This window comes from Neisseria sp. CP9 (assembly GCF_047758525.1).
GTDB lineage: Bacteria > Pseudomonadota > Gammaproteobacteria > Burkholderiales > Neisseriaceae > Neisseria.
This window is the reverse complement of the sequence record NZ_CP180502.1, coordinates 1,174,025-1,192,446: the sequence shown is the minus strand read 5'-3', so window position 1 is coordinate 1,192,446 and position 18,422 is coordinate 1,174,025. Positions and strand designations below refer to the sequence as shown.

Genomic DNA, 18,422 nt, shown 5'->3' with positions numbered 1-18,422 from the left:
CGTTACGGTTCAGATGTGGTTTTAATGCCGACAGCCGTAGCGTGATTTTTAAGGTTTTTATCTTTCGTATAAAGCACAACATCATTCAACTTATATCGTGCGGCAACAGCCAGGATGGCTTGATCGTTTTGTCCGTTGCGGTTCTGACCGTCTGCTTCTGCACCCATTAATGCCAAAATTTCCGGTTCGGCGGATTCCGTATGCCGCGCCAGTTTCAATTCTTCAATCTTGCGTATGGCTGCGCGTATTTCTGCGGCTTCCCGTTCCAACCGCTCAACGCTTTCTTCCGCTTGGATTTTTTCTTTTTCTGCCTGCTGCCGCTTCAAATCCAAATCGCGTTTTTTCTTTTCCCATTTGGATTTTTGGTTTTGGACTTGTAGGATTTGCGCGTTCAATTCATCGCGCTGTTTCTCCAACGCCAGCGTTGCGGGTGATTTTTCTACCGCTGATTTGACTTGTCCGTTGATTTGGTTTTGCTGTTTTTGCTTGTTTTTGTTTTTTTTAGCCATTTGGCCGTTCCTTACTGTTTAACTGGTTCAACTGCATTCTGACCGCATCTAACTCTGCTTTCAGACGATCTAAAAGGGCATCGCAATCTGCAATTTGTGCATCAATGTCGACTGAAACAATGGCTTCACATTGCTCGGTTTTTTCCACTAAGGCTTGTTTGGCGGTAGCTAAATCCCGTTTGAACTTCTCTTTTTGATAATCCAATTCGTTTAACACGGTTTGAGGAAGGATTACCGTACCTTCCGTTTGGATTGCAGACAGACTGCCGGGACATTTGCGGACAAAGTTGGTATCCAATACGGCAAATTTCCGAGTTTCATCTAGGGGTTCGAAAAGTCGGAATACCGCTGTTTGCCATTGTTTTAGCCGCTCCGACAGTTTGACAATGCCGTTTGAAGCGGAAATTGCAGGAAAAGTGCGGTCGATTTTTTCAACGTTTTTCTGCCATTGACCGATTTGTTCCAAACTGTTTTGCTTGATGTCTTTTAACCTCAATTCGTCGGGTTTCAGACGACCTAATGCTTTATGTTGCGCCAGCAGGTCGGACAATTCGGGAATTTTCCGTGCCGTCGATTTTTCATTATTGACCGCCCAATCAAAGGCTTGCCGTTGCGCTTCTGCTGAAAATCTTGCCAAGCTCAAATCTGTATTGGGGAAAAGTTCGGCAAATTGTTCCAAATCGTTTTCATTATTAAGAGGCTCGATTTTTTCTTCCCAGCCCTCGGGTTTGAACGGCTTGTTCCAAGTCGTTTTAATCAATTTGGCAAAGCCAACTGCTTGAGTTATCGTCATCTCAGGCAATTTTTTCAGAATATCGACTGCGGGGACAAAATTTGCCATAAATGCCAAAACCGCCATATTTGGCTGAGAAAGGGCGGGCTGGTCGGCAAGCCAATTTTCAGATTCTTGATATAAAATTTTTGCCGGTAACGGACACGGCTGATGATCGAAATAGCACTCAAGATAACCTGTTTCCTCCACGAAAAGCGTATTATCCGAAAAACGGAAAAATATGCGGGTCAGACCGTCTGAATCATCTAAGCGTGCAGGAATAAAAAGATGTTTGCCGTGTAATTCAGCTTCGGCAATGTTAGAGAAGACAATCAGTGGTGTTTTATCGTCAAGTTCCTGATCTTCATTGAATTTGACTTCAACCGCATCGCCGATTTGGCGTGTGTCGGATTCCTGATCTGCCAAAACCAGCGACAGCAAACCATTTTCAGGCAAATCCAAATCTACATCCCATTCGATTGCGTCTTCAGCATCAAAAATCATAGGTTCAAGCAGAACTTCTTTGATGACTTGTGGCTCGCGCGTATTTATCCATTGGGAGAACAGCTTGTCTTCGCTATCGATATTCAAATAGCGGTTGCCGTCCAGTGTGAGCTTGACAGGGACAGTTTGCGGTAAAGATGTATCTTCATCACACGTTACGCTGATGCCGTCATGCTCCAATTCGGTTTCGGCATCAAACCATTTTTGATTTGTAGACTCCAGCCCACTCAATTGCTGCAATAAAGCTTCATTAACAGGGAAAAGGGAACAATTCAGCTCAACAACATCTTCTACGTTGCTTGCGCTTTGTTTTGGTTTGCCGATATATTCATTCAATAATGGATTAAACCAAAATTCAGCATATTCCGTTCTACGCCGTCCCGGCATTTTTTTCTCATGGTAAAACTTTTTGCCATTGTCGGTCAGCTTTAAATCGATTAGAGGTAACTTATCTAAATCATCTTTCTTATCAGGTAAGTCAATATGTTCAATTAAACCCGTATCATTAAGATTTTCCAACGTATAGCGGATAAAGGTAAAATCCAGTTTCAGTATATGGGCAATCTGCGCCAAGTTGTTATCTGCCAACTGTGGAAAATCATTATGGGCAAGACCCATCAACAACTCGGCAAATACGGTCGGCGTACCAATTTTACGGTAGCGATACTCTGTATCCGCGCGGTAAATCGGATAGGAAAAGGTCTTTTTTGCCAGCAATTTATCCATTATCTACGCCCTTTTTGCTGAGGTTGTATGTTTGGCAGGATGGCGGAAAATTCTTTCGCATCGCAAATTCCGCCTGTTTCTGCCCAATGTTCTAAATATTTGAACATATTCTTATAAACCATTTTTTTATCGTATCCTGCTTTATCCATTCGAGGCAGTTTGACTTCCCGGTTTTCCAGCATATTTCTTGCACCGAATATCAATAAAAGATTTTGTGCGCGAGACATTGCCACATTGATAAATTCAAAACGGGCGATGTTTGCTCTGCCGGCTCGGAATTTTTGGGTTCTATCACCACCATTGTTTTTTACCAGGCTTAGTAAAATAATCGGTTTTTCTTTGCCTTGATAGCGGATAACCGTATTGATTTCTACATCAATGGCGGAAAACGATAATTTATCTTTATTGATTTTTCGGATTTCATCACGAATGACGCGGCATTGAGGCTGGTAAAATGAAACGACACCTACTTTCATTTTGTTGTCCTTGCCATAACCCAATGTCTCAAGCTGACGGTTCATATCCACCAATGTTTTGGCAATCATTCTTGACTCTAATACGTTGATATTGCTTTGTCCGTCATTAATCGAAAAACGCTTTCCTTTTTCATCATCTGTCGTATCAATCCACAGCACATGGTCTTTTTGGGACAATAGTCCTTTAAACTCAATCCCATGAGGCCGTTCGGCATCCGGATTGCCGCAGGTCAATTGCCCTTCATAAAAGTAGTTGATCATCTTCATGATGTCAGGGTGCATACGAAATTGAATATTTAAGCGTTCGCGTAAACTTTCCGGAGCCTTTTCAAACAATTCTTTAAACAGACTCGCCGTGACCATTTTTTCGAATTTATGCAGATTATCCTCGGTCAAATCCGTATCGGAATCTTGCTTGTTTTCCTGTGCTTCGCTTTGTTCGACTTCATCTTCAAATGTCAGTCCGTCGGCTTCATTGAATATCGGTGGCAATTGACGATGGTCACCCACCAAAATGGCTTTTTTGGCACGCATAAGAGGCAGCAACATTTCCAACGGTGTAGCTTTGGATACCTCGTCGATAATGACTACATCAAAACCGTCAAAATCATTATCGGTTAGTGTCCGCTCGTTTTCGTTGCAGGTAATGGCAACCAGATTGCAACTTTCCACAAATGGCTTTTCCAATTCGCTCCAATCTTTTTCCGCTCTTTTTTCCGGCTCTTTCAGGATTTCCTGCCAATGGGAGAATAAAGGCATAAAATCTTGGTTTTGTGTTTGCAGGGTTTGCAGTTCTCTTTCTAATAAGTTCAAACGGCTTTGCTGTGTGGCAAATTCTGCCAAAAAGTCTGCTTCGGCAGAAAACCCGCCATCGATAAGTATTTGTGCTGACTGTTGTTTTTTCAGACGATCTCGTTCGGTAATTTGATATTTAATCTCTTCTAGTGACTCAAGGTCAGCTTGCTTTTCCTGTATGGTTTTATCACTTGGCGGTTGCAAATCATAGCCTTGCAACTGATTGTTCAAATCCCAAACTGTGGCTTGTACCAATGTCTGATATTGCTGTTGGAATATGGTTAGATTTTGAACGCGCTGTATCAGCAACGGTTTGAGCATTGCAGGATTATTTTGCGCAAAACGTTCTGCATCGTTAAAAATTTGGTAAGGTTCGAGATTTAGACCGTCCGACGGTTTATCTTTCAGACGACGTAATTCTTTGCGCTTTTCTTTCCATTGAGCGGAAAGCTCATCGCTGTCATCATTTTCCATTTTGTCAGCGATTTCATCGATTTCCTGCTGTAACTGTTCTATTTTCAGTAGGGTTTTCGTATCTGCCCCCATTGTGCCATTGCCACCGTTCAATCGTGCTAAATCTGCTTCCATTTTTGGCAAAACTGCCTGAATACGCTGATAAAGTTGAATCAGTTTATAAAGAATGGCAGCTTGGTTTTCTCTTTCGGCAAGAAACAGCTCGTAAGAAAACGGTTGGCTGATATGCAGATGCTCAAAGTTGGTAAGATGTTCTACCAATGGATAAAGTGTTTCGGGTAAAACAAAATCGCTGTTGCGCAAGGCTTCACCGGAATTTTCCTCATTGAGTAAGCCGATAAGCTGTGCAATGTTTTCTATATCGCGGCTATGTCGTCTGAAAATATCCTGCTGTTCGTCAAACTCAATTTTAGCTTGGATAAGTGCCTGTTCTGCCTGTTTCAGATGACCTTGATTGGTACGGTATTCTTCACGAAGCCGTTGCAAATCATGTGCCACAAATTCAGCCTGTTGTACCCATTCGCGCAGTTTTTCAGTTTCAGCCGACAACTCATTAAACGGTTGTAGGTATTCTTTGGCCACATAATTGCGCAACGATACATAATGTTTGCTCAATATACTTTCGCCGGTAAATTGTTTGCCTTCTTCCGTAATGCGGTTGGCACTTTTTGCCAAACGGACAGCCCTTAATTCAGGATGGTTTTGCAGGCGCGACAAAGCATTATCCAATGCGTCGTGAGCTTGGCTTGCAAGCAAGACCGTTTCTCCGCGCTTGGCAAATTGCAGGCAGGCCTCGGCGATGACCGTGGTTTTGCCGGTTCCCGGTGGTCCCTGAATCAAACATATATCAGGTGCCGCCAGCATTTTTTGTACGGCAGATTTTTGTTTGTCATTCAGATTTTTATTTTCCCATTCGGTAATTTCGGGAATCTCGTTCGGCCGGTTGGCATTTTCAATATCAAACAGATAACTTGAAAGATACGGCGCATAACAACCTTCATTTTGTTGCAGGTTTTTTACCGCCCGGCGATAACGCTCAATCAACGCTAAATCGCCGACTAAAGAAATAGACAAGAAACCGTTTTTGGGAAGATTTCGGAATAAATGATCAATTTTATCTTGGCGGGAATGTTGATTACCGTCCTGCTTATCTGAATCGGTATTATCTTCAAATTGGGAAATTTTGTTACTCAGCTCCTCGGAAATATCGACAAAAACATCGGCAAATACCGCCTTGCTGAAATCAAATTGATTTTTTTCACCTGCATTTTCTTGTTGCAACGCTTTACGATAATCCTCACAAGCTTTCACCTTGGCTTTATCTGAATGGTTGAATTGGATAATTTTGACACCGTCTTTCGCAAGTTGTCCTAATTGTGAGAAAGCACTCTCCACACGCGAGGCGTCTTTTTGAGGTAGTAAAAAACGGAAGGGTTGATCGGAAGTTTCTCTTTTAAAAGCATGCAGGTTTTGACGGCTAAATGCGGCACGTGCTTTTTTCAATACCTGTTCATCTTCCGCAATGACCAAAAAGTGTACCTGCCCTGTTTGTTCATTGAACTGCCAATTCAGGTATCGTAACCCCTGAGTTTTGTGTTTGATTAACTTATTTTTAAAGGTCAAAAAGTCTAACCAACCCGACAAGCGTTCTTTAGTTTTAGCGGCATATGCCGGTAGGGATTTTGTAAAATCAGAGGAAAGCAAATTAGGTTGACTGCGAGGCGGATATGAATTTTCCTGTAATTGATAAAAATGAGCTTCAATTTGCTTTTCATAAGCAGTCGCATCCATTCCTCCATATGTGAGAAATACTCGTTCGGGAATAAAAACAGGACTACTAGTTGCAGTCGGACAATACCCAATAACGGCTACCGCGATGTTATGAGAGATATGTTGATTGAAAATAGGATGGGAAGAAATTCGAATAGATAAAGAAATCCTTTTTTCCGCATTATCTTGCAAAGAAAGATTGGCAAAATTAGCAACAATTGCTTCATCGGCTAAGAAGAAATCTTCGCAAAACTGTTTCGCAACAGCCTCATATTCTTTGCTTGAATATTGCGGAAATTGCGCTTTGTAGGAACGAAAAGCACGGGAAATACTTTTCCCGAGCATTTCTTGTGTTACAGAATTTTTATGTTTTTGTTCGGTTTCGGGTAGGCGAAAATAAACAGTCTTTCCAGTCATGTTTAATAGTCCCTTTAAGATAAAATTTAAAGATAAAACTTATTAAATTGCAATGTAATTGCATTTTAATTATTTGTAATATAGTTATCAAAGATATTTTTCAGACGACCTTCTCAACAAAGCCGCGGTAGCGTTCGGCAAATTCATCTGCGTGGCTTAAAAACGGGGCGTGTGCCGCTTTTTCCATCAAGACCAATTCGCTGTCCGTCAGGTGGCGGTTGAGGTATTCGCCCATGCGCGGCGGGGTGATGGCGTCTTTTTGTCCGAACACCAAAAGCGACGGGGTTCGGATATGGGCGAGCAGGGGGCGGGCATCGGCCTGATTGACGGCATCCAGCGCCGCTTGCAGGGCGGCGGGTGTGCCGTGGCGGGAGAGGTCGGGCAGGATTTTGTGTAAGATTTCGGCGGAATTAGGCGTATGCAGCAACTGTAATTGTAGAAACTGTTTAATATGTTTGGCATAATCCTGCCGGAACGCGCCGACCATTTTGCCCAGGGCGGGATTGGCAAGCCCTTCGGGGTAATCCGTGTCGGCAGTGAGGCGGGCGAAACCGGCGGTCAGGCAGAGCGAACGGATTTTGTCGGGATAAAGCGCGGCAAGATACAGTGCGACCAGGCCGCCGAGCGACCAGCCGAGGATGTGGGCGGGCGTGTCGATTTGTGCGGCAAAGGTTTCGGCAATCGCGGCAATGTCGAAAGGTTCGGCAAAGGGCGCGTCGCCGTGTCCGGGCAGGTCGAGGGCGCGGATGTCCCAATCGGCACTCAGGCGCGGGATGAGGTCGTCGAAGACGTGGCGGTTCGCTGCCCAGCCGTGTATCAGATAAACTTTTTTGGCGGAGTACGGCATGGCTGTTTTCTCTATAGATGTGTTTTCTTGGTGGCGCAATGCGGGATGGCGGAACAAAAGCCGTTGCGTATTATGCCACGCCTTGGTTTCAGCGTGCGAAACCTCGCCGTATGGCGGTTTTTGCGGCGGCTGCGCGGCGGACTTGGAAGAGTTTTTTACGGACGCGGCAAACAGTTGCCCTTTGTGTTTCCGCCCTATACAGGGCGGGGCGGTGTGCGGAGGTTGCCAGAAGAAACCGCCGGCATTTGAGCGGATGTGGGCTTCGCTGTATTATGAGCCGCCCGTCAGCAGTATGATACGCGCGTTGAAGCATTTGGCAGACCTCGGCATGAGCCGTCCGCTGGCGGAACTGATGCGCCGCCATGCGCCCGACTGGCTGGAAACGGAGCGTTTCGATTTTGTGCTGCCCGTGCCGTTGAGCAAAGAAAGGCGGCTGCACCGCGGCTTCAACCAAAGCGAGGAATTGGCGGATATTCTGTCCGAACATTACGGCTGGACGCTGCTGCCGCGGCAGACGGTTTTCAGACGACATCGCGAGCCGCAAAGCACGCTGAAAAGCGCAGACAGGGTTCGCAATATAAAAAATGCTTTTGAAATCAATGGTCATATCCCGAAAAACTGTAATATTTTGTTAATCGACGATGTGTTCACCACCGGTTCGACTCTGAACGAACTGGCGCGGACGCTGAAAAAATCAGGCGCAGGCAAGATTTTTTGCTGGAGTTTGGCGCGTCCGCCAATGAAAAAATAGCTTAAAGTTTTTGACACCTACGGAACATTTCGGCATTATGCCGCTCTATAAGTGATTGATTTATATGTTTACCATAGTTTTGTACCAACCCGAAATCCCGCCCAATACGGGCAATATCATCCGATTATGCGCCAACACCGGAGCAGATTTGCATCTGGTCAAGCCGCTCGGTTTTCCGCTGGATTCGGCAAAAATGAAACGCGCAGGTTTGGATTATCACGAGTTTGCAAAACTGACGGTACACGAGAATTTCGAAGATTGTCTCAAAGCCTTGGAAGGACGCCGCATTTTCGCGCTGACTACCAAAGGCAAAACCCGTCCCGACGAAGTTTCCTTTGTTGAGGGCGATGTCTTTTTGTTCGGTCCCGAGACACGCGGCCTGCCCGCCGAAATCCTCGACACCCTGCCCGAAGGGCAAAAGCTGCGCCTGCCCATGAAGCCCGGCAGCCGGAGTATGAATCTTTCCAACACCGTCGCCGTGATTCTGTTTGAAGCATGGCGGCAAAACGGTTACGCAGGCGGTGTATAACATCCGCAAGGGAGTCTCCCTGAGCCGTTTGACAAAAACCAAGGCCATACTGTCCGACAACAGCTTGGTTTTTGTCAAACCGCCGATACGTCGTCTGAAACCGCCTGGGAGCCATCCCGCCGCGTTATCAACTCAAGAACGGACTACGTTTTGACTTTATCTAAAACTACCCTTTTCTCCACCCTGACTGCCGTTGCAATCAGCATCCTTTCCATTCATTCCGCCTCAGCCGACTCCATCGTCCGCACCGAGAAGCTGCATTCCTCCGCCAACCGCAGCTACAAAGTCGCCGGCAAACGCTACACGCCGATGACCAAAGTATCCTCCTTCGTCCAAACCGGCAACGCTTCATGGTACGGCAACCAGTTCCACGGCCGTAAAACCTCCAGCGGCGAGCGTTACAACATGAACGCCCTGACCGCCGCCCACAAAACCCTCCCCATTCCCAGCTACGCCCGTGTGACCAACACCAAAAACGGTAAAAGCGTCATCGTCCGCGTCAACGACCGCGGTCCTTTCCACGGCAACCGCGTGATCGACGTGTCCAAAGCCGCCGCCCAGCAATTGGGTTTCATCAACCAAGGCACGGCACATGTCAAAGTCGAACAAATCGTACCGGGTCAAAGCACCCAAGTTTATGATGGCAAAGATATTTTCGTCGATTTGAAATCCTTCGGTACCGAACGCGAAGCACAAGCCTATATGAACCAGGCGGCGAGAAACCTTTCCGCCGGCATGATGAGCCCGAGAGTTTCCATGGAGAAACGCGACTACGAATACGTCGTCAAAATGGGTCCGTTCACCTCGCAAGAGCGTGCCGCCGAAGCCGAAGCCAAAGCACGCGGTCTGATTCAGGCAGCTTCGCTGTCCCTCTAAGCCGCATCCGTGTTTTCAGACGACCTGTTGCAAGACAGGTCGTTTTGTATTGAAGCATCAGCACAAAGCCGTCGTATCCTTGCCTCCTTTCCCTTATATAGTGGATTAAAATTGCAATGATACGGCGTTGCCAACGCCCTTATGTACTACCCGTACAAGGCGGGCGTTGACGCCTTGTCTCATTTTTATTTTAATCCACTATAATTCCCCGCTTCTCAACCAAAGGAATCCCCACCATGTCCCTCTCACCTTGCCCGCAATGCCAATCCGAATACACCTACGAAGACGGCAGCCAATACATCTGTCCCGAATGCGCGTTTGAATGGACGGAAAACGACGGCGAAGCCGCCGAAGAAACCATGAGCGTCAAAGATGCCAACGGCGCCGTGTTGCAAGACGGCGACACTGTCGTCCTGATTAAAGACCTCAAAGTCAAAGGCAGCTCCATGGTCATCAAGCAAGGAACCAAGGTAAAAGGCATACGCCTGCAAGAAGGCGACCACAATATTGGTTGCAAAATCGACGGCAGCGCGATGAATTTGAAATCAGAGTTTGTCAAAAAAGCATGATGTTGGTATAATAATCGTTGGTGGGTCGCTAGGCCGACCTGAAAACCGTTTGTAAAGCTACTTGTCTCCGTAAGGGTTGCTTTCAAACGGTTTTCGCCTTTTCGGCAGGAGGAAATAGGCGTTGCACAAATTATAGTGGATTAAATTTAAATCAGGACAAGGCGACGAAGCCGCAGACAGTACAGATAGTACGGCAAGGCGAGGCAACGCCGTACTGGTTTAAATTTAATCCACTATAACGGCAGCGATATTTCGTCCGCCACATCAAACAAAGGTCGTCTGAAACCTGTTTTCCGGTTTCAGACGACCTTTTTCATGGTTCGGCAAAATGGCTGTGTTGAATCAAAACGCGTCCGCAGGCATTGCCGTTTATCGGGATTTTCCGTGATGAAACTGTTTGCCCGCGTTGTTTAATCCAACAACGCGTCCACAAACGCGCGTGCGTTAAACGGGCGCAAATCGTCTATGCCTTCGCCCACGCCGATGTAGCGGACGGGGACGGGGCGGTCGGAGGCAAGCGCGGCGAGGATGCCGCCTTTTGCCGTACCGTCAAGTTTGGTGACGATTAAGCCGGTCAATCCTAACGCTTCGTCAAAGGCTTTGACTTGGTTGACGGCGTTTTGCCCGATATTGGCATCGAGGACGACGATGATTTCGTGCGGCGCGTCGGGCATGGCTTTTTGCAGCACGCGCTTCACTTTTTTGATTTCTTCCATCAAATGAAGCTGCGTGGGCAGGCGGCCGGCGGTGTCGGCCAGCACGATGTCGATGCCGCGCGCTTTGGCGGCTTGGACGGCGTCGAAGCAGACGGCGGCGGAATCACCCGTGGTTTGCGAGATGACGGTTACGTTGTTGCGTTCGCCCCATGCCTGAAGCTGCTCGCGGGCGGCGGCGCGGAAGGTGTCGCCGGCAGCAAGCAGCACGGATTTGTCCTGCGCTTGGAAATATTTGGCGAGTTTGCCGATGGAGGTGGTTTTGCCCGCGCCGTTGATGCCCGCAAGCATGATGACGAACGGCTCTTTCGTTTCGGGCAACACCAGCGGTTTTTCCAACGGCTTAATCAAGTCGTACAAAGCTTCTTTCAACGCGCCGCGCAACTCGTTGCCGTCTTTCAGCCCTTTGAGGCTGACGCGGTTGCGCACGTCTTTCATCAGGTATTCCGTCGCTTCCATACCCATGTCGCTGGTAATCAGCACGGTTTCCAGCTCTTCGTACAAATCCTCGTCGATTTGCCCGCCACCGAACACGCCCGCCAGCGATTTCGCCATTTTGTCGCGCGATTTGGTCAAACCCTGTTTCAAACGCGCCGCCCAGCCGAGTTTGGGTTCGGTTTCGGACGGTTCAGAGGTTTCAGACGACGTTGCGACGGCTGTATTTTTAAGGGTTTGCACGGAATGTTCTTCAGATGTTGTAGGCGCGGCTTCAGCTTGGGTTTCTAAGGTTTCAACGGCTTCTACGGTTTCAGACGACCCGTCGCTGACCGCTTCATGGACGTGTTCTACCGCTGCGGAAACATTTTCGGCAACGGTTTCGCCGACGGCTTCAACGTGCTCTTCCACCTGTTTGACCGTTTCAGACGACGTTTCGCTGACTGCCTCGCGGACGTGTTCGACCGTTTCGGAAACATGTTCAGCCACAGTCTCGCGGATGTCTTCAACGCGCTCTTTTGCACTTTCTACCGCCGTTTCGACTGCCGCCGTCAGTTCTTCCACTTTTTCGCCGATATTTTCCTGAACCGTTTCAAGCGTTTGCGAAACGGCAGTTTCGGCGTGTTCTACGGCTTCGGCGGCGGTTTCCTGAATGCGGGTTTCTTCTTGAGCGGGCGTTTCCTGTTTTTTCTTGCGGCGGAAGAAGCTGAACATTGAATTTTCCTTTTAATTTTAGAAACTTGAAATAGGGCGTATTGTAGCGTATTTTGCGCGGCAAGGTCGTCTGAAAACGTGATAATCGAATAAGGTTTGCTGACGTGTTCCGCGGATGGAAGTACAATACCCGTCTTCTCGGTGTCTGCTATTCGGAGCGCCGCATCGTTCCCAAGTGGAATAAGGTCGTTTTACTCCGTATCGTTTTGATTTTTAAAAGGTAAGCCAAAATGAAAAGAATATTTTTTACCATCCTGTTTTTGTCTACGGCTGCCTATGCCAGCCACACCTATTCATCAGACAATTTGACTTGCACATACCAAGATTTGACCGCCTCAAACAGCCAACCGCAAACAACGGCTTGCAGCAGCCTGACTTGGGAAAGCGCACAAGTCTACGATGAAAAACGCGGCGGCTATATCGCGGGGAACGGGGAAGAGTACAAATTGAAAAATGGAAAAACGATTATTTTTTCGTATGAAGCCTTTATGAAAACGAAAGAATCCAACCCGACAGGCGGCAAATGGACTCATTCGACCAAACTGATGAATAACAAGACTTACACCACCTCCGAGCGTACATTCAAAGGCAAAAGCTGGACCTGCTACCGCTCGGGAAAAGAAGAATTATGCGTAGATGCCCCAAGCCTTTACGCAATCTTATCGGCTGTTAATTAAATCTCCTCTGCGTTTGGCTTTGCCTAATGTATCGATAATTTAGAAAGGTCGTCTGAAAACGCGGCATATATTTTCACCGAGCAACGACCTTGTCGGGAAATACGAACTTGCTGATTATCCCGTTTATGTATATGATAACGAACACCGTGCCGGTGTAGCTCAGTCGGTAGAGCAGCGCATTCGTAACGCGAAGGTCGGGGGTTCGATTCCCTTCTCCGGCACCAGCTTGGATAAAGAGAGGTCGTCTGAAAACTTGGTTTTTATGTTTTCAGACGACCTTTTTCATAGAGAGCGGATGCAAATAAGGTTTGCTGACGTTTATTTAGCAGATAAAAAATGCTGCTCTTCTCAGTTTTTGCGCTTCATGGTGTTGTTTCCCGCGCGAAGCAAGGTTGTTTACGCTATTTCATTGCTGCTGCGACTTTGGCAGTTTATTCGTCATTTCATTATGTTGTCCCTGCGGCAATGCCAGCGGAACATTCAAGATAAACCGTACATGGTGTTGATACGGGGTAAACACGATGGCTTTCGCTTCGGGGTCGTAGTGCAGCTCACGGGATGGGCTGCCATAGCGTGCAAGGACATTGGGCAGCTCGGCGGTACGTTGGTTTTCGGGCAGTCTGTATAAGGCAAGTGCAGCCTGAAAAGCACGCTGCTGCATTTGCGTGTCTTGCAGGCGGCGGGCATAGGGATCAACGTCGCCGCCGTAATCTCCGTTAATAAACCGGCAACCCAGCGCGTTACGCAGACAGGCAAGGCTGCCGTACTGCTGCCAGAAAGTGTGCGGCATTTGGGCATCCTGCGGCGCCCATACAGGCAGATCTTGCGCGAAGGCCTGCTGTGCCTGAGGCTCGCAGCCAAAAGCAAATTGTTTGCTGGCAAGTGTTCGCGAGTGCTCAGGCGAGAACAACACGGGCACGATCCATGCGGGCATTTCTTGGCTCAGTTGGGTCGGAAGATTGGCGATGAGGGCATCCATATAGTGATACTCGAACTGCATGATACGGCAGTAGTTTTCTGCGTTGTCGCCAGTCGGTGCGAACGCGTCGGCACAGTGTTCAGGCAGTTTGCCTGCCCATTGCGGTTGCTCGGCGAGCATTGCGGCGGCGAGTCTTGTATTGTTCTGGATCATGGTGACGCCAACCATTGCAGGAAGGAGTCCGCCACGCGATTGCTGTAAGGTTTTACCTGTGCGGATGTTGCGGCAGATTCGGGCAAATGCGGCTTCGGGTTTGCCATCCAGCCAGTCCACGGCGGCAGGCGTAGTTTGGTAAACAAGATAGTGGTATGTTGGAAAAGCATCCGAAATATTTAGAGCGCGCACATCCAAATTGCTGTATTGCGACACGCGGTCGGCATTGTCAAAAAGTTTGGCATATTTCGCCACAACAGCACGGTAGGCATCGGCGTGGGCGCGCACGTTTTGCAGGCAGTCTGCAACAATAGCTCCATCATTGTTTCTAGATATACAGTCGAGGCTTTGCCCTTCTTCATCCTTCGTAATCAGTTTGCGCTGGCGGAGGCTTTCGGGCAGCTGGTCGTCCTCCGGCACTTTATTGCCCAGTTTTGCCATGATTTGACGGCGTTCGTCGGCATCGGGAATATCGTAAGGCATCAACCACAGTGCATCCGTTCCTTCACTGTCGCCGCGCGGTATTTCACCCTGCAACAGACGCTTTGCCGGCGCGGCAGCACGGTTGTCGTACCAGACGGACAGTTGGGACAAAATGCCTAAAACAAGCAGGGTTGCAACAAAGGAAGTAAGTAAGATTTTTATTTTTTTCATGGGTTGGAAAGTTTTTTGGGGGGTTATGGGCTAAGACCGGCTTTTATTCCGTATCTCTAATATTTATATTTCCTGACGAAACGCCTTCTTCTGATTCGACAAAGAGTTCGCCATCATCGCCTACGATATATGATTGTCCGGTTCTGAATATCAAATTGTATAATCCTTCATAAAATTTTCCTCCCAGATAATATAAGTCTCCTGAATCGGGAATAAAATAAATCCTGCCCAATTCATCAATCAGAATTTCCCGATTATCTGCAAAACCGAAATTTCTTAATCTTTTACCAATGGATTGTTGATAAAAATTGAAATCTTCATCATCTAGCGAATAATCAACCAAGGCATTGGTGGTTTCTCCAAAACTATGCAATACCGTAGACAGAAAAATACGGTCATTACTCCGATAATAAGCATCATAGCTGACGGTTAAATACCATATTTCTCTTAGGAATTTTTTGACATCATCAGGCAATTCCTCCAGATGGGAAGGTAGAGAATGTAAAATAATTTCTCTATTTTCATACCAGCCTGAAGCTATCATTTTCTTAAAAAAATCAGAGTGTATTTGGTAGGGTTGTTTCATTTGCATGAACCTTTGATTTTGCTTTTCCGGCAAACTGCCTCAGACTGGATTCTTGAATCTGACTTTTGGGTGTAATGATCGTGTCGGATTCGAGATTCCGACCTACGGTTGCTTACCTATTTAGATTTTAATTTTTCCCAAACAGTGAACCCCCTATACCCTCCAGTAATTATTACTTTACTATCAAGGCAATAAAGCAAATTATCCTCATTATCCATGAAATATATTGCATCTAAAATTTCTTTTAAATTTTCTTCTGAAAAACAGAAACTTATTTTTGAACTTTGGAAAAGTATAAAAATCTTATTTTCGCCAATCTCTGCATCAAGATCAGAATAAAACAGTTCTTCCTCTGATTCTGTGTAATCTGAATAGCAATATTTTATGGTTAAATCATGCTCAAAATATGCAACCCTATCTTCTGTTTTAGAAATATATGTCTCCCAAAATAGTTCAGTTGGATTTTCATCAAGAAACTGTATTTTTCCTAATGTTTCTTCGCTTACCCCAGATGCCTTAAGTTCTACATAGGAAGGATAAAGCGTTTCTCTGGATAATTTATACAACATGCTTCTTTTCATTTACTTCGTCTTTTTATGGCGTGTTTTTAAGTACCGTGCTGCCGTAGACCAGGTACCGTAGCAACTGTATTTTTCACCCCGTCGGGCAAAAATACCAAAACTCAAATCAAGCCGTTCGGATACCGTTTTCGGTGGTACCGTTTTCGGCAAAGTAATCACGCATCCGGGCATTCAATATCGTCAGCAGTTTGCGCATACATGCCGTAACGGCAACCTTATACGGCTTACCCTTGGATAGCAGGCGTTGGTAGAAATCCCGAATAAGCGGTTCAAAACGTGTCGCTACCACGGTAGCCATATACAGTGCCTTACGCACCGCAGACCTTCCGCCGAAGCAGCGGCTTTTGAATTTGGTTTCCCCACTCTCCCTCGGGTGCGGGGCAATGCCGACCAAACTCGCTATCCGTTTGTGCGACAGCCGTCCCAATTCGGGCAGCATCGCCATCAGCGTAGCCGTTGTTATCGAACCGATGCCTTTGATTTGTTCCGCTACTTGGGCTTTGCCGTCAAAATGCGTGTGGGTGTGGTCGTCGATTTGTTTGTCCAATTCGTCAATCAGCCGGTCAAAATGGGCAATCAGTTGTTTGACGCTTTCGACTTGCGTTTCATGAACCTGATGCAGACGGTTTTTCTCGGCAGTCCGCATATCCACCAGTTGGTTGCGGCGGTTGACCAATGCTTCCAACACTTCTTCAGCTTCGGTGGGCGGTTGGTAGAGCATGGTTTGCCAACCTTCTTTCTGCGTCATCATCTGTGCGAAGAAGGCAAGCATTTGGGCATCTTTGGCATCGGTTTTGGTCAGCGACTGCGATTGGGCAAACTGATGCGTCTGACGCGGGTTGGCGATGATCACGGCCATACCTGCGCGGTGGATGGCTTTGGCGGCGGGGATTTCGAGACCGCCGGTGCTTTCCATCACGACGAGGGCGACGTTGTGCTTTTTAAGGTATTCGATAGTATGGGCGATACCTTTCGGGTTGTTGGTTTCGGTTTTGGTTTTAGACAAAGACGAAACGGCGATGACGAAGTTTCGTTTGGCGATGTCGATGCCTGCGTAATTGTATTGGGTACTCATCATAAACCTGCCTTGCATTCGGTTGTGTTGTCTGGCAACTGTCCGGTTGTGTCGATGGGTTGCCCGACCGCTCCCTGAGCTACGCGACGGTTGTTTGCCTTGGTCGGATGCGGGTGGCGGCCGGGCGGTTTGTTGCTATGATACGGGTGTTCCGATATACAAGGTCGGATTCTTGAATCCGACATCGTAGAGTAACAGTTGTGTCGGATACAAGTATCCGACCTACGGCTGCTACGACCTGTGGCTGCTGAAAAGATTAAAATTCTGCCTATTCTAAAGGTTTATTTCTTTCAACAAAATCAAACCACATATCGTCCTGTGCTGCATTTGCGAAAATATTTGAATAATTATCCCCAAAAATATAACCAGTGATGAATTGATCAAACGGGCATATTATTTCGACATCCACTTCAAAGCGGATTTGCTTTGAAATTCTATCAAGAAATACAGGTTCATAGAGGACTTGACCTATTTCATACGCCTTATCCTTGAAAATACTTGGTACGCGAAATTGGTTGTCTAAAATTTCATCCGTACTCCAAAGGACAATATCTCCGAATGCCCCTCCATTGCATATCTTAAGAAAGTCCTGATGTTCTAAAACTAAAAATTTCTTTAATTCATCAGGAATTTCACCTATTCCCTCCGGTATTTCCCCAATCAAAACCGCATCAGAAAGAATATCCAATTTAGCTCTGTAATGATTAACCAGCTCCGCTAATTTCATAATAATTCCTAAAATTTAATTTTGATCGCAAGCCGTAGTTCGGATACTTGTATCCGACACAGCCGTCCAAGATGTCGGATTCGAGAATCCGACCTACAGCACTGCGCGGGAATGACGGCAAGAGTACGTTCTATTTTAAGCTACATAAATATGTGTCGGTATTAAAAAAGGTCGTCTGAAACCTAATGTTCGGTTTCAGACGACCTTTTCCTATCTGCGGGTAAGCCTATTTCGCCCCTTTAAACCCGCGCTTCAAATGCACCATCAGCAATGCCACTGCCGCAGGCGTTACGCCGGAAATGCGGCTGGCTTGTCCGACGGTTTCAGGTTTGTGCTGGTTGAGCTTCTGCTGCACTTCGGCGGATAAACCTTTGACTTTGCTGTAATCGATGTCGTCGGGCAACTTTAGGGTTTCAATGTCGCGACGGCTATCGATTTCTTCGTTTTGGCGGTCGATATAGCCTTGGTATTTGACTTGGATTTCGACTTGTTCGATGACTTCGGCGGAGAGGTTTTCAGACGACTTTGCGCCTTCGAGCGTCATCAGTGCGGCGTAGTCGAGGTTCGGGCGGCGCAGGAGGTCGTGCAGGTTGGCTTCGCGGCTGAGTTTTTGTCCGAACACGCGGATTTGTTCGTCTTCGGCGAGTTTTTGCGGCGTGTACCATGTTGTTTTCAAACGTTGGATTTCGCGTTCGATGGCTTCGCGTTTTTCGTTGAACATGCGCCATTGCTCTTCACCCACCAAGCCGATTTTGTGGCCGTCTTCGGTCAGGCGCATGTCGGCGTTGTCTTCCCTGAGTTGCAGGCGGTATTCGGCGCGGCTGGTGAACATGCGGTAGGGTTCGTTCACCCCTTTGGTGATGAGGTCGTCCACCAATACGCCGAGGTAGGCTTGTTCGCGGCGCAGCAGGAGCGGGTCTTGTCCGCGGACGTATTGCACGGCATGCGCGCCAGTCGGCCAGTTCGCCCTGTGCGGCGCGTTGCCACACGGCAAAAAAGAGTTGGCGGATGATGCCGTCGAACGCATCGGATCGGGCAAACCATTGCTGCGGCGCAGTTTCGCGAAACCAAAAATCCAATACGGCACGATAATCTGAAGACGGAGCGTTCATG

Annotated in this window: 15 protein-coding genes, 1 tRNA gene and 3 pseudogenes; 7 read left to right on the top strand and 12 right to left on the bottom strand. The window is 47.3% G+C overall.

What is annotated here, in order from left to right:
* Positions 1-2: 2 nt before the first annotated feature.
* From ACMYUL_RS05635 to bioH, 4 genes are all read right to left on the bottom strand, one after another.
* Complete coding sequence (locus tag ACMYUL_RS05635; RefSeq protein WP_415772505.1) at positions 3-509, bottom strand: PIN domain-containing protein; 507 nt, start codon at positions 507-509, stop codon at positions 3-5.
* Positions 502-2,511, bottom strand: coding sequence for a PIN domain-containing protein (locus ACMYUL_RS05630; protein WP_415772503.1), 2,010 nt, complete (start codon positions 2,509-2,511; stop codon positions 502-504). The genes ACMYUL_RS05635 and ACMYUL_RS05630 overlap by 8 nt, the downstream gene beginning before the upstream one ends.
* Positions 2,511-6,443 (bottom strand): DEAD/DEAH box helicase, encoded by a 3,933-nt coding sequence (locus ACMYUL_RS05625; protein ID WP_415772501.1) that lies wholly within the window; start codon positions 6,441-6,443, stop codon positions 2,511-2,513. Before ACMYUL_RS05625 ends, ACMYUL_RS05630 begins: the two co-directional genes overlap by 1 nt.
* A 100-nt stretch (positions 6,444-6,543) precedes the next feature.
* Positions 6,544-7,290: a pimeloyl-ACP methyl ester esterase BioH gene (gene bioH, locus ACMYUL_RS05620; protein WP_415772499.1), complete on the bottom strand. Its 747-nt coding sequence runs from the start codon at positions 7,288-7,290 to the stop codon at positions 6,544-6,546.
* On the opposite strand from bioH, the gene ACMYUL_RS05615 reads away from it, so the two are divergent.
* From ACMYUL_RS05615 to ACMYUL_RS05595, 5 genes and pseudogenes are all read left to right on the top strand, one after another.
* Entirely contained in the window at positions 7,289-8,041 is a 753-nt protein-coding gene (locus ACMYUL_RS05615; protein WP_415772497.1) for a ComF family protein, read from the top strand. The genes bioH and ACMYUL_RS05615 overlap by 2 nt on opposite strands.
* A gap of 64 nt (positions 8,042-8,105) precedes the next feature.
* Positions 8,106-8,570: a tRNA (uridine(34)/cytosine(34)/5-carboxymethylaminomethyluridine(34)-2'-O)-methyltransferase TrmL gene (gene trmL, locus ACMYUL_RS05610; protein ID WP_029609785.1), complete on the top strand. Its 465-nt coding sequence runs from the start codon at positions 8,106-8,108 to the stop codon at positions 8,568-8,570.
* A 150-nt stretch (positions 8,571-8,720) separates the two neighbouring features.
* Positions 8,721-9,446: a septal ring lytic transglycosylase RlpA family protein gene (locus ACMYUL_RS05605; protein ID WP_308860977.1), complete on the top strand. Its 726-nt coding sequence runs from the start codon at positions 8,721-8,723 to the stop codon at positions 9,444-9,446.
* A 236-nt stretch (positions 9,447-9,682) separates the two neighbouring features.
* Positions 9,683-10,015 (top strand): zinc ribbon domain-containing protein YjdM, encoded by a 333-nt coding sequence (locus ACMYUL_RS05600; protein WP_342031930.1) that lies wholly within the window; start codon positions 9,683-9,685, stop codon positions 10,013-10,015.
* A 125-nt stretch (positions 10,016-10,140) separates the two neighbouring features.
* Positions 10,141-10,251: pseudogene (locus tag ACMYUL_RS05595) on the top strand (IS5/IS1182 family transposase); the annotation flags it as partial.
* A gap of 174 nt (positions 10,252-10,425) precedes the next feature.
* Here ACMYUL_RS05595 and ftsY read toward each other — a convergent pair.
* Entirely contained in the window at positions 10,426-11,877 is a 1,452-nt protein-coding gene (gene ftsY, locus ACMYUL_RS05590) for a signal recognition particle-docking protein FtsY (protein ID WP_415772494.1), read from the bottom strand.
* Positions 11,878-12,107: 230 nt separating this feature from the next.
* Here ftsY and ACMYUL_RS05585 point away from each other — a divergent pair, with 230 nt between their 5' ends.
* The gene (locus ACMYUL_RS05585) at positions 12,108-12,554 is read left to right on the top strand and encodes a hypothetical protein (protein WP_415772492.1); all 447 of its coding nucleotides are present in this window, start codon (positions 12,108-12,110) and stop codon (positions 12,552-12,554) included.
* Between the two features lie 148 nt (positions 12,555-12,702).
* A tRNA-Thr gene (locus ACMYUL_RS05580) sits at positions 12,703-12,778 on the top strand.
* A 182-nt stretch (positions 12,779-12,960) separates the two neighbouring features.
* Here ACMYUL_RS05580 and ACMYUL_RS05575 read toward each other — a convergent pair.
* The 7 genes and pseudogenes from ACMYUL_RS05575 to ACMYUL_RS05545 form a co-directional block, all read right to left on the bottom strand.
* Positions 12,961-14,340: a hypothetical protein gene (locus ACMYUL_RS05575; protein ID WP_415772490.1), complete on the bottom strand. Its 1,380-nt coding sequence runs from the start codon at positions 14,338-14,340 to the stop codon at positions 12,961-12,963.
* 43 nt (positions 14,341-14,383) lie between these two features.
* The gene (locus ACMYUL_RS05570; RefSeq protein WP_070514492.1) at positions 14,384-14,926 is read right to left on the bottom strand and encodes an SUKH-3 domain-containing protein; all 543 of its coding nucleotides are present in this window, start codon (positions 14,924-14,926) and stop codon (positions 14,384-14,386) included.
* Between the two features lie 116 nt (positions 14,927-15,042).
* The gene (locus ACMYUL_RS05565; RefSeq protein WP_070514491.1) at positions 15,043-15,507 is read right to left on the bottom strand and encodes a hypothetical protein; all 465 of its coding nucleotides are present in this window, start codon (positions 15,505-15,507) and stop codon (positions 15,043-15,045) included.
* A gap of 106 nt (positions 15,508-15,613) precedes the next feature.
* The gene (locus ACMYUL_RS05560) at positions 15,614-16,582 is read right to left on the bottom strand and encodes an IS110 family transposase (protein WP_415772889.1); all 969 of its coding nucleotides are present in this window, start codon (positions 16,580-16,582) and stop codon (positions 15,614-15,616) included.
* Between the two features lie 268 nt (positions 16,583-16,850).
* Complete coding sequence (locus ACMYUL_RS05555; RefSeq protein WP_070512742.1) at positions 16,851-17,309, bottom strand: hypothetical protein; 459 nt, start codon at positions 17,307-17,309, stop codon at positions 16,851-16,853.
* Between the two features lie 226 nt (positions 17,310-17,535).
* Positions 17,536-18,261: pseudogene (gene gidA, locus ACMYUL_RS05550) on the bottom strand (tRNA uridine-5-carboxymethylaminomethyl(34) synthesis enzyme MnmG); the annotation flags it as partial.
* A gap of 52 nt (positions 18,262-18,313) precedes the next feature.
* Positions 18,314-18,421: pseudogene (locus ACMYUL_RS05545) on the bottom strand (SpoVR like family protein); the annotation flags it as partial.
* Between the last annotated feature and the right edge of the window lies 1 nt (position 18,422).

What these genes read in the sequence shown, in the direction of transcription:
- ACMYUL_RS05570 (WP_070514492.1), bottom strand. Translation starts at nt 14,926, where the DNA reads ATGAAACAACCCTACCAAATACACTCTGATTTTTTTAAGAAAATGATA.
- ACMYUL_RS05630 (WP_415772503.1), bottom strand. Translation starts at nt 2,511, where the DNA reads ATGGATAAATTGCTGGCAAAAAAGACCTTTTCCTATCCGATTTACCGC.
- ACMYUL_RS05600 (WP_342031930.1), top strand. Translation starts at nt 9,683, where the DNA reads ATGTCCCTCTCACCTTGCCCGCAATGCCAATCCGAATACACCTACGAA.
- ACMYUL_RS05555 (WP_070512742.1), bottom strand. Translation starts at nt 17,309, where the DNA reads ATGAAATTAGCGGAGCTGGTTAATCATTACAGAGCTAAATTGGATATT.
- ACMYUL_RS05625 (WP_415772501.1), bottom strand. Translation starts at nt 6,443, where the DNA reads ATGACTGGAAAGACTGTTTATTTTCGCCTACCCGAAACCGAACAAAAA.
- trmL (WP_029609785.1), top strand. Translation starts at nt 8,106, where the DNA reads ATGTTTACCATAGTTTTGTACCAACCCGAAATCCCGCCCAATACGGGC.
- ACMYUL_RS05635 (WP_415772505.1), bottom strand. Translation starts at nt 509, where the DNA reads ATGGCTAAAAAAAACAAAAACAAGCAAAAACAGCAAAACCAAATCAAC.
- ACMYUL_RS05575 (WP_415772490.1), bottom strand. Translation starts at nt 14,340, where the DNA reads ATGAAAAAAATAAAAATCTTACTTACTTCCTTTGTTGCAACCCTGCTT.
- bioH (WP_415772499.1), bottom strand. Translation starts at nt 7,290, where the DNA reads ATGCCGTACTCCGCCAAAAAAGTTTATCTGATACACGGCTGGGCAGCG.
- ACMYUL_RS05615 (WP_415772497.1), top strand. Translation starts at nt 7,289, where the DNA reads ATGGCTGTTTTCTCTATAGATGTGTTTTCTTGGTGGCGCAATGCGGGA.
- ftsY (WP_415772494.1), bottom strand. Translation starts at nt 11,877, where the DNA reads ATGTTCAGCTTCTTCCGCCGCAAGAAAAAACAGGAAACGCCCGCTCAA.
- ACMYUL_RS05585 (WP_415772492.1), top strand. Translation starts at nt 12,108, where the DNA reads ATGAAAAGAATATTTTTTACCATCCTGTTTTTGTCTACGGCTGCCTAT.
- ACMYUL_RS05565 (WP_070514491.1), bottom strand. Translation starts at nt 15,507, where the DNA reads ATGAAAAGAAGCATGTTGTATAAATTATCCAGAGAAACGCTTTATCCT.
- ACMYUL_RS05560 (WP_415772889.1), bottom strand. Translation starts at nt 16,582, where the DNA reads ATGAGTACCCAATACAATTACGCAGGCATCGACATCGCCAAACGAAAC.